Here is a 7,621-nt window from a genome sequence, read left to right as displayed (position 1 = left end):
GATCGACCGGATCATCTCCGAACACCGCGCGGGGCGGACGCTGCCCGAGACCGAGGAGAGCGGGTGACTCCGGCGTCGCCGCTCCGCCGCGTGAAGGGTCGGCACGCATCCAGAAGTCATATGTCCGGGAGCGCACAGTCGGAGGTATGGACGCTCACGAGCTGATCACCCGGAACGCGGCCGAGGTGGTCACCGAGGCGGAGATCGAGGCGCTTGCCGACGACCCCGAAGGGAAGCGGGCGTACGTCGGCTACGAGCCCTCGGGCGTGCTCCACATCGGTCACATGCTCACCGCGAACAAGCTCATCGACCTCCAGGAGGCGGGGTTCGAGGTGACCGTGCTGTTGGCCGACGTACACGCCTACCTCAACGACAAGGGGTCGTTCGAGGAGATCCGCCACACCGCCGAGCGCATGCGCGACCAGTTCATCGCCTACGGGCTCGACGAGTCGAACACGCAGTTCGTCCTCGGCTCCGACTTCCAGCTCGACGACGACTACACCCTCGACCTCCACGCCCTCGAACTGGAGACCACGCTCGCCCGCGCCGAGCGCGCGATGGCCGAGATCACCTCCGGCGACTCGGTGAAGGTGTCGCAGGCCGTCTACCCGCTGATGCAGGCGCTCGACATCCCGTACCTCGGCGTCGACCTCGCGGTCGGCGGGATGGAACAGCGCAAGGTCCACATGCTCGCGCGCGACGTGCTCCCGAGCATCGACCGCGAGCCGCCGACGAGCCTCCACACGCCGCTGATCGCCGACCTCGGCACCGGCCGCGGGAAGATGTCCTCCAGCGAGGGCGTCACCATCTCGATGGAGGACTCCCGCGAGGACATCGAGTCGAAGGTGAACGACGCCTACTGCCCGCCGACCGCCGACCCCGAGCCGACCGACGACGGCGCCGAGCGCGAGAACCCAGTCCTCCAGGTGTTCGAGTACCACGTGTTCCCGCGGTTCGAGTCGGTCGTCGTCGAGCGACCCGAGGAGTACGGCGGCGACCTCGAGTACGACGCCTACGGCGACCTCGAGGCGGAGCTGGAGTCCGGCGAGCTCCACCCCGCGGACGCGAAGGGCGCGCTCGCGGAGTACCTCGACCGGCTCATCGCGCCGGGGCGCCAGCAGCTCGCCGAGTAGGCCGGGAGGCCGAGAAGGCCGGCCGTTAGCCGGCGTTCGGGTCCGTCGTTTCCGTCGTTTCGCTCTCGGCTTTCTCTCTCACCGCGTGTCCGTCGAGCGGACAGGTCCCGTCCAGACAGCCGAGTCCGGCCGCCGTCTCGAAGACGGGGAGCCCGCAGTCGCACTCGTCGACGACGACGCCGGCCGGGAACGAGAAGGTGGTCTCGCAGTCGGGGTCGTTCTCGCAGCCGAGGTACACCCGGCCGGGCGCGAATCGGACCCGCAGGTCGCCCCCGCAGTCGGGGCAGTCCCAGGCCCCGTCGAAGCGGTCGCTGACCGCGTCCTCCATGGGGTCGCAGGCGGGGTCGAGACAGAGGTGGAACGGCTCGCCGCGCTCGACGCGGATCTTGGGCAGCCCGCAGTCGTCGCAGGTCGCGTCCGTGACGCTCGCGCCCGTCGGGAGGCCCCACCGCTCCTCGCAGTCGAGACAGACCACGTCGCCGCGCGAGCGCACGAGCGGCCCGCCGTCGTCGGGACAGGTCCCGACCGGGACGCCGGCCTCGGTGACGGGGAGCGCGCGGCTCGCGGTCGCCGCCTCGGCGACGACCCGGAGCCGCCGGGTGCCGTCGCGGGCGGTCACCGTGAACCCGTCGCCGTCGCCCTCGACGACGACGCTCTCCGGGCGGGTGAGCCACGCGACCGGCTGGTAGCCGTCGGCGTCGTGGACGAGCGTCGTGTCGTCGGGCTTTATTAAGACGACGACGCGTCCGCGATGGGTGCGGGTGCGGTCGCCGCGGTCGGTCACTACGCAGTCGCCGGCCAGCACGCGGAGTCGTTGCGGCATGGGACGGGTGGCCGCGGTATGGGTGAAAAGCGGTCGGCGGCGAGCCGCTCCGCGCGGCCGGGCGGCCGGTCGCGCTCTTCGCACCGGGTATTGTGTGGTTAACTTAGCGGGATCGCTCTGGGAGGGCAGGTATGAGAGAGGGCTCCGGTTCGGACCCGTCGGTGACGGCCGACGGAGCGTCCCCCGTTCGGGTGGGCGTGTTGAGTTTCCACAACAGCAAAGAGACCAAAGCGATCCTCAACGCCGTTGAGGCGCTGGGACACGAGCCCGTCTGGCTCCGCGAGGAGAACGCCAGATCGTGGATCGAAGACGGGAGCCTCCGGTTCGACCCCGACGTGGAGGTCGTCGCGAACCGACTGCTGACGACGAAGGCCGCCGAGCCGCTGGACGACCTCGGGATCGCGACGGCCTACGCCGCGTCCCGCGCGGTGTTGAACCCGCCCGAGGTCGTCGTCCAAGCGCTTCACAAGTACGGGACCGCGGCGAGACTCGCGACGGCGGGGATTCCGGTTCCGGACGCGTACGTCGCATTCAGCCAACGGACGATCAACGAGGGGAGCCGTCTCACGAGCGAGAAGGCGGTCCACAAGTCCGCGATCGGGACGAACGGGAATCGGATGGCGGTCGTCGGCGCGGACGACGTCGTCGCTCCGCATATCGCTCGCCGTCGGGCGTTCTTACAGGAGTTTATCGACACGGGCACCGAGCGGCCGTTCGACGTCCGCGCGTACGTCGTCGGCGACCGCGTCGTCGGCGCGATGAAGCGGTACGCGCCGTCGGACGAGTGGCGAACGAACGTCGCCGTCGGCGGCGAGGTCGAAGATTTCACCGCCGATCTGCCCGAGGAGGCGGCGCGACTCTCGCGAGAGGCGGCCGGCGTGCTCGGCCTCGACTACGCCGGGGTCGACCTGTTGCGTCGCGACGGCGCCTGGTACGTGCTCGAGGTGAACGTGACGGCGGGATTCAAGGGGCTCTTCGAGGCGACGGGGGTCAGTCCGGCGCCGTACATCGCCGCGCTCGCTGTCGAGCGCGGCGGCGGCGGCGTCGATCGCGATCGCGTCACGTCCCTCGCGTCGGTGCTGGACGATTCGGTCCCCGCCTGTAAGCCCTCTGTCGATCCGGATCCGGAGGGGGTAAAGACGATCGGCTACACCGAGGCCGTGACGGTGAGCGCGGGCCAGCGGGCGGTCGACGTGGTCGCCAAGTCGGACACCGGCGCCCGGCGGACGAGCATCGACTTCGACGTCGCCGCCGAGACCGGCGCCGGGCCGATACTCAAGACGGTCCGCGTGAAGTCCGGATCGCACCAGAAGCGACAGCGGCGCCCGCTCGTCGAGGTCGACGTGAAGATCGGGAACCGCTGGCAGACCGTGACCGCGAGCGTCGAGAACCGGAGTCACATGAACTATCCCGTGCTGCTCGGGCGGGACGTTCTCGACGGGTACCACGTGGACGTCACGAAGCGGGAACGCGAGGAGTGACCTACTCCACCCGAACCGTCCGCGTCGCCGTGACCGGCAGCAGCGGGAGGTCCGGGAAGGCGACCTCGACGACGAACTCCAGCTCGTCGGCGTCGGGCGGGCCGAACACGCCGACCGGGACCGTCGCCTCCCCGTCGAGGTACGTCGTCGTCGCGGTCATCTCCACGTCGTTGACCGTGACGCGGATCCCGGCGCGGGCGCTCCCGGAGGCGGCGGTCACGGCGACCTCGCACAGCTCGTTCTCGCCGACCGCGATGGCGTCCGGGAACTCTCCCCAGTCGACGTCGATCCGGGGGCAGTCGCGCGCGGCGTCGGCGATCCGCTCCGCGACGGAGGCGCTCATGCCGGCGTTTTCGAGCTCTTTCGCGCCGGCGTCGACGACCTCCGCCGGGGAGGCGAGGCCGGCGTCCGCGAGGCGCTCGGCGCGGCCGGCGCCGACCCCCTCGATCGCCGTGAGCGCGACCGCCTCGCGGGAGAGGCCGTGCTGGGCGCGCGCCTCGACGCGGCGGGCGAGGTTGGCGGCGCGCGGGCCGGCGAAGCGGTCGAGGAACTCCGCGAGCGCGGCGAGCAGGCGGAGCGCGTTCTGCCGGATCACCCACGCGTCCGACCGGAGGTCGGAGGAGATCGAGTCGGCCATTCCGGCGAGCAGGATGGCGAACACCTTGCGGTGGCCGTCTTCGAGGTCGGTGTCGCGGCCGTCGAGGATCCGGTCTATCGCGTCCGACTCGGCCGAGCGCGCGGAGACGGAGTCGAACTCGCCGGCCGAGGCGACGGTCTCCAACACCGAGTCGACCGTCAGCGTCTCGCGGTCCGCGAGCCGCCGGAACCGGCGCGCGGTGTCGAGGCGGAGGTAGTACTTGGAGGCGAGCCGTCCGAGTCCGGTCGGCTCGATCGCGAGGTCGTCGTCGGCCGCGACGAACCCGTCGTCGACGAGGGATTCGAGGGTGTCACGCACGCGGTCTCGGAGCGTCGAGAACTCGTACGCCTCGGGCTCCGACTGCGCCCGGACGTAGTAGAAGGTGGTCTCCAGCCACGCCATCACGTCCTCTAACCCCCGGATCGTTCCCATTGCGATCTCGGCGTTGAGGTGCGACTCGAGGTCGGCCGCGAGCCGCGACTCGATCTCCTTGCCGTCGCGCAGCAGCTTGCGGTACTTGTCGGCGTCCGCGCGGTCGCAGACCACCCAGCCGTACCCCACGTCGTCGTACTCCGGCCGGCCGGCGCGGCCGAGCATCTGGAGCACGTCCAACGGCGAGATGTCCGTCTCCCCCTCTAAGGGGTCGTGGTACTTCGTATCGCGGATGACGACGCAGCGCGCGGGGAGGTTCACCCCCCACGCGAGCGTCGACGTCGAGAAGAGGAACTTGATCTTCCCCTGTTTGAACCACTCCTCGACGCGGTCGCGGTCGTCCTTGCCGAGGCCGGCGTGGTGGAAGCCGACGCCGTCCGTGACCGACTGGCGGAGCGTGTCGTTGGTCAGCTCCTTGGCCTCGTTGTGGAAGTCGTAGTCGTCCCGGGAGTCGATCGGGATGTCCCGCTCGGTGATCTCGTCGCGCGCCTTCTTCGCCGCCTGAACGGTGTCCTGCCGCGAGGAGACGAACACCAAGGCCTGCCCGTCCTCGCGGACGTGCGGCTCGGCCAAGTCGAGCGCGCGGTAGAGCCGCCGGTACTTGTCGGCGAACGCGTTGGAGCCGTGCGAGTACGTCTTGACGCCCGTTTCGAGGTCGACGGGGCGGTACTCGTCGCCGAAGGCGTAGGTCGTCTCCGCGGGCGCGTCCAGCCACTCGGCCACGTCGTCGATGTTCGGCATCGTCGCCGACAGCGCGACGACGCGGGGGTCCTGGAGCCGGCGCAGCCGCGAGACGGTGACCTCCAGCACCGCGCCGCGCTTCTCGGAGTCGAGCAGGTGGACCTCGTCGATGACGACGCAGTCCACGTCGGTGATGAAGGAGTAGCGCGCGGAGTCGTGCTTCCGCGTCGCGCTGTCGGCCTTCTCGGGGGTCGTCACCAGCACGTCGGCGCGCTCGGCGCGGCGGGGGTTGAGGTCGCGCTCGCCGGAGACGACGTAGACGGAGTAGCCGAGCTCCTCGAAGCGCTCCCACTCGCTCTCCTTCTCGTTGGTGAGCGCGCGCAGCGGCGCGACGAAGAGGGCGGTGCCGCCCTCCGAGAGGGTCTTACAGATGGCGAGCTCGGCGAGCGCCGTCTTCCCGGAGGCCGTCGGCGCCGACGCGACCACGTTGTGGTCGGTCTCCAAGACGCCCGGCAGCGCCTCCCGTTGCATCCGGTTGAACTCGTCGAACCCGAAGGCGTCGGCGAACTCCGGCACCGCGTCCGCGACCTTCACGGCACACCACACCCGTGCGCGAGTCGTCGGGAACCGCGGCTGTGTCGCATCGGATCGAGAGGGGAGCTTCGAGGGCAAAGGCGTTTCTCATGCGGGCGCGACGGGAGTCGGGCCGTCCGAGGAGCGGGACCGCGACGCCGTCGACCGCCGAAGCGTCGTCGCGGACCCACATCGTTTAGGTGGCCGCGGCCGACCGAGAGGGTATGATTCCAACCTCGCCGGTCGCCGTCGGCCTCGCCGTCGCGGTCGCGCTGCTCGCGCTGTTCGCGCTCGTCCGCCGGCTCCGCGGTCCGTCGAGCGAGGCGCGCGAATCGAAGCGCGCCCACGAGGCGGCTCAGGAGCGCGAGCCGCCGGTCGAGATCGGCGAGACCTACGAGTTCGGCGTGACGGAGCTCACCGACCACCACTCCGGCGACGAGGTCGCGGTCGGGAAAGTCGAGGGGTTCGTCCTCTTCGCCGAGGACGTTCCGGGCGGGCTCGAACCGGGCGACGTGATCCGCGCGAAGGTGCTCTCGTTCAACGAGGGGCGAACCTCCGCCGACGCGACGTTCGTCGGGCGCGCGTAGGCCGGGCGGACGGGGCGCACGGTCACCGAACGTCCGCCGGCGCGACCACGTCCGCTCCGAACCGGAGGTTCATACGTGATGCCGACGAAGTGGCGTCGCAATGGCTCAGGCCGGCACCCAGGACCTCACGGAGCGGTTCATTCAGTTCTATCGCAACTACTACCGTGAGGAGATCGGACAGCTCGCCCAGCGGTACCCCAACGAGCAGCGCTCGCTGTACGTCTCCTACGACGACCTCTTTCAGTTCGACCGCGACCTCGCCGAGGACTTCCTGAACAAGCCGGACCAGATGCGCGAGTACGCCGAGGAGGCGCTGCGGCTCTACGACCTCCCCGCCGACGTGAGCCTCGGTCGCGCGCACGTCCGCATCGAGGACCTCCCCGACAGCGTCGACATCCGCGGCATCCGCGTCCACGACGACCACATCGGCAAGCTCGTCTCGGTCCAAGGGATCGTCCGCAAGGCCACGGACGTCCGGCCGAAGGTGACCGAGGCCGCCTTCGAGTGCCAGCGCTGCGGCACGATGACGTACATCCCGCAGTCCGACGGCGGCTTCCAGGAGCCTCACGAGTGTCAGGGCTGCGAGCGACAGGGCCCGTTCCGCGTCAACTTCGACCAGTCCGAGTTCGTCGACTCCCAGAAGCTCAGGATTCAGGAGTCGCCCGAGGGACTCCGCGGCGGCGAGACGCCGCAGTCGCTCGACGTCGACATCGTCGACGACATCACCGGCGAGGTGAGCCCCGGCGACCACGTCACCTGCGTCGGCGTCCTCCACATCGAGCAGGTCGAGCAGGGCAACGAGAAGTCCGCCATCTTCGACCTGTACATGGACGGCGTCTCCATCTCCATCGAGGACGAGGAGTTCGAGGACATGGACATCACGGAGGCGGACAAACGCGACATCATCGAGCTCTCCGAGCGCGACGACATCTACGAGGCGATGGTGGGCTCCATCGCCCCGGCCATCTACGGCTACGAGGAGGAGAAGCTCGCGATGATCCTCCAGCTGTTCTCCGGCGTCACCAAACACCTCCCCGACGGGTCGCGGATCCGGGGCGACCTGCACATGCTCCTGATCGGTGACCCCGGCACGGGTAAGTGTCTTAAATTTGATACTAATGTGACACTTGCTGATGGACGAGAAGTTCCGATAGGCGATCTCGTCGAGGACAATCTCGATGATCCGAAACCGATCGACGACGGCGTCTTCGACGAGGTCGATTTCGAAGTACCCTCGCTACAGTCGGACGGAACGATCGGATCCGCGCGAGCGA

5 protein-coding genes and 1 pseudogene are annotated in these 7,621 nt (G+C 69.5%); 4 read left to right on the top strand and 2 right to left on the bottom strand.

Annotated elements, in window-relative coordinates; genetic code table 11:
* Positions 1-146 precede the first annotated feature (146 nt).
* Positions 147-1,133: a tyrosine--tRNA ligase gene (locus B9G38_RS12815; RefSeq protein ID WP_086220607.1), complete on the top strand. Its 987-nt coding sequence runs from the start codon at positions 147-149 to the stop codon at positions 1,131-1,133.
* Positions 1,134-1,158: 25 nt separating this feature from the next.
* On the opposite strand, the gene B9G38_RS12810 is transcribed toward B9G38_RS12815, so the two are convergent.
* The gene (locus B9G38_RS12810; protein WP_198945687.1) at positions 1,159-1,956 is read right to left on the bottom strand and encodes a topoisomerase DNA-binding C4 zinc finger domain-containing protein; all 798 of its coding nucleotides are present in this window, start codon (positions 1,954-1,956) and stop codon (positions 1,159-1,161) included.
* Positions 1,957-2,087: 131 nt separating this feature from the next.
* Here B9G38_RS12810 and B9G38_RS12805 point away from each other — a divergent pair, with 131 nt between their 5' ends.
* Positions 2,088-3,437 (top strand): RimK/LysX family protein, encoded by a 1,350-nt coding sequence (locus tag B9G38_RS12805; protein ID WP_086220606.1) that lies wholly within the window; start codon positions 2,088-2,090, stop codon positions 3,435-3,437.
* Between the two features lies 1 nt (position 3,438).
* On the opposite strand, the gene B9G38_RS12800 is transcribed toward B9G38_RS12805, so the two are convergent.
* Complete coding sequence (locus B9G38_RS12800) at positions 3,439-5,781, bottom strand: DEAD/DEAH box helicase (protein WP_086220605.1); 2,343 nt, start codon at positions 5,779-5,781, stop codon at positions 3,439-3,441.
* A 203-nt stretch (positions 5,782-5,984) separates the two neighbouring features.
* Between B9G38_RS12800 and B9G38_RS12795 the strand changes: the two genes are divergently transcribed.
* Together B9G38_RS12795 and B9G38_RS12790 are read left to right on the top strand one after the other, a co-directional pair.
* A complete protein-coding gene (locus tag B9G38_RS12795; protein ID WP_086220604.1) occupies positions 5,985-6,347 on the top strand; it encodes a TRAM domain-containing protein in 363 nt (120 codons plus the stop codon).
* A gap of 100 nt (positions 6,348-6,447) precedes the next feature.
* Positions 6,448-7,621 (top strand): annotated as a pseudogene (locus B9G38_RS12790) (ATPase); the annotation flags it as partial.

It is taken from the genome of Halorubrum sp. SD612 (assembly GCF_002135005.1).
The sequence above is the reverse complement of the archived record's forward strand: the minus strand, read 5'-3'. Positions and strand labels throughout refer to the sequence as shown.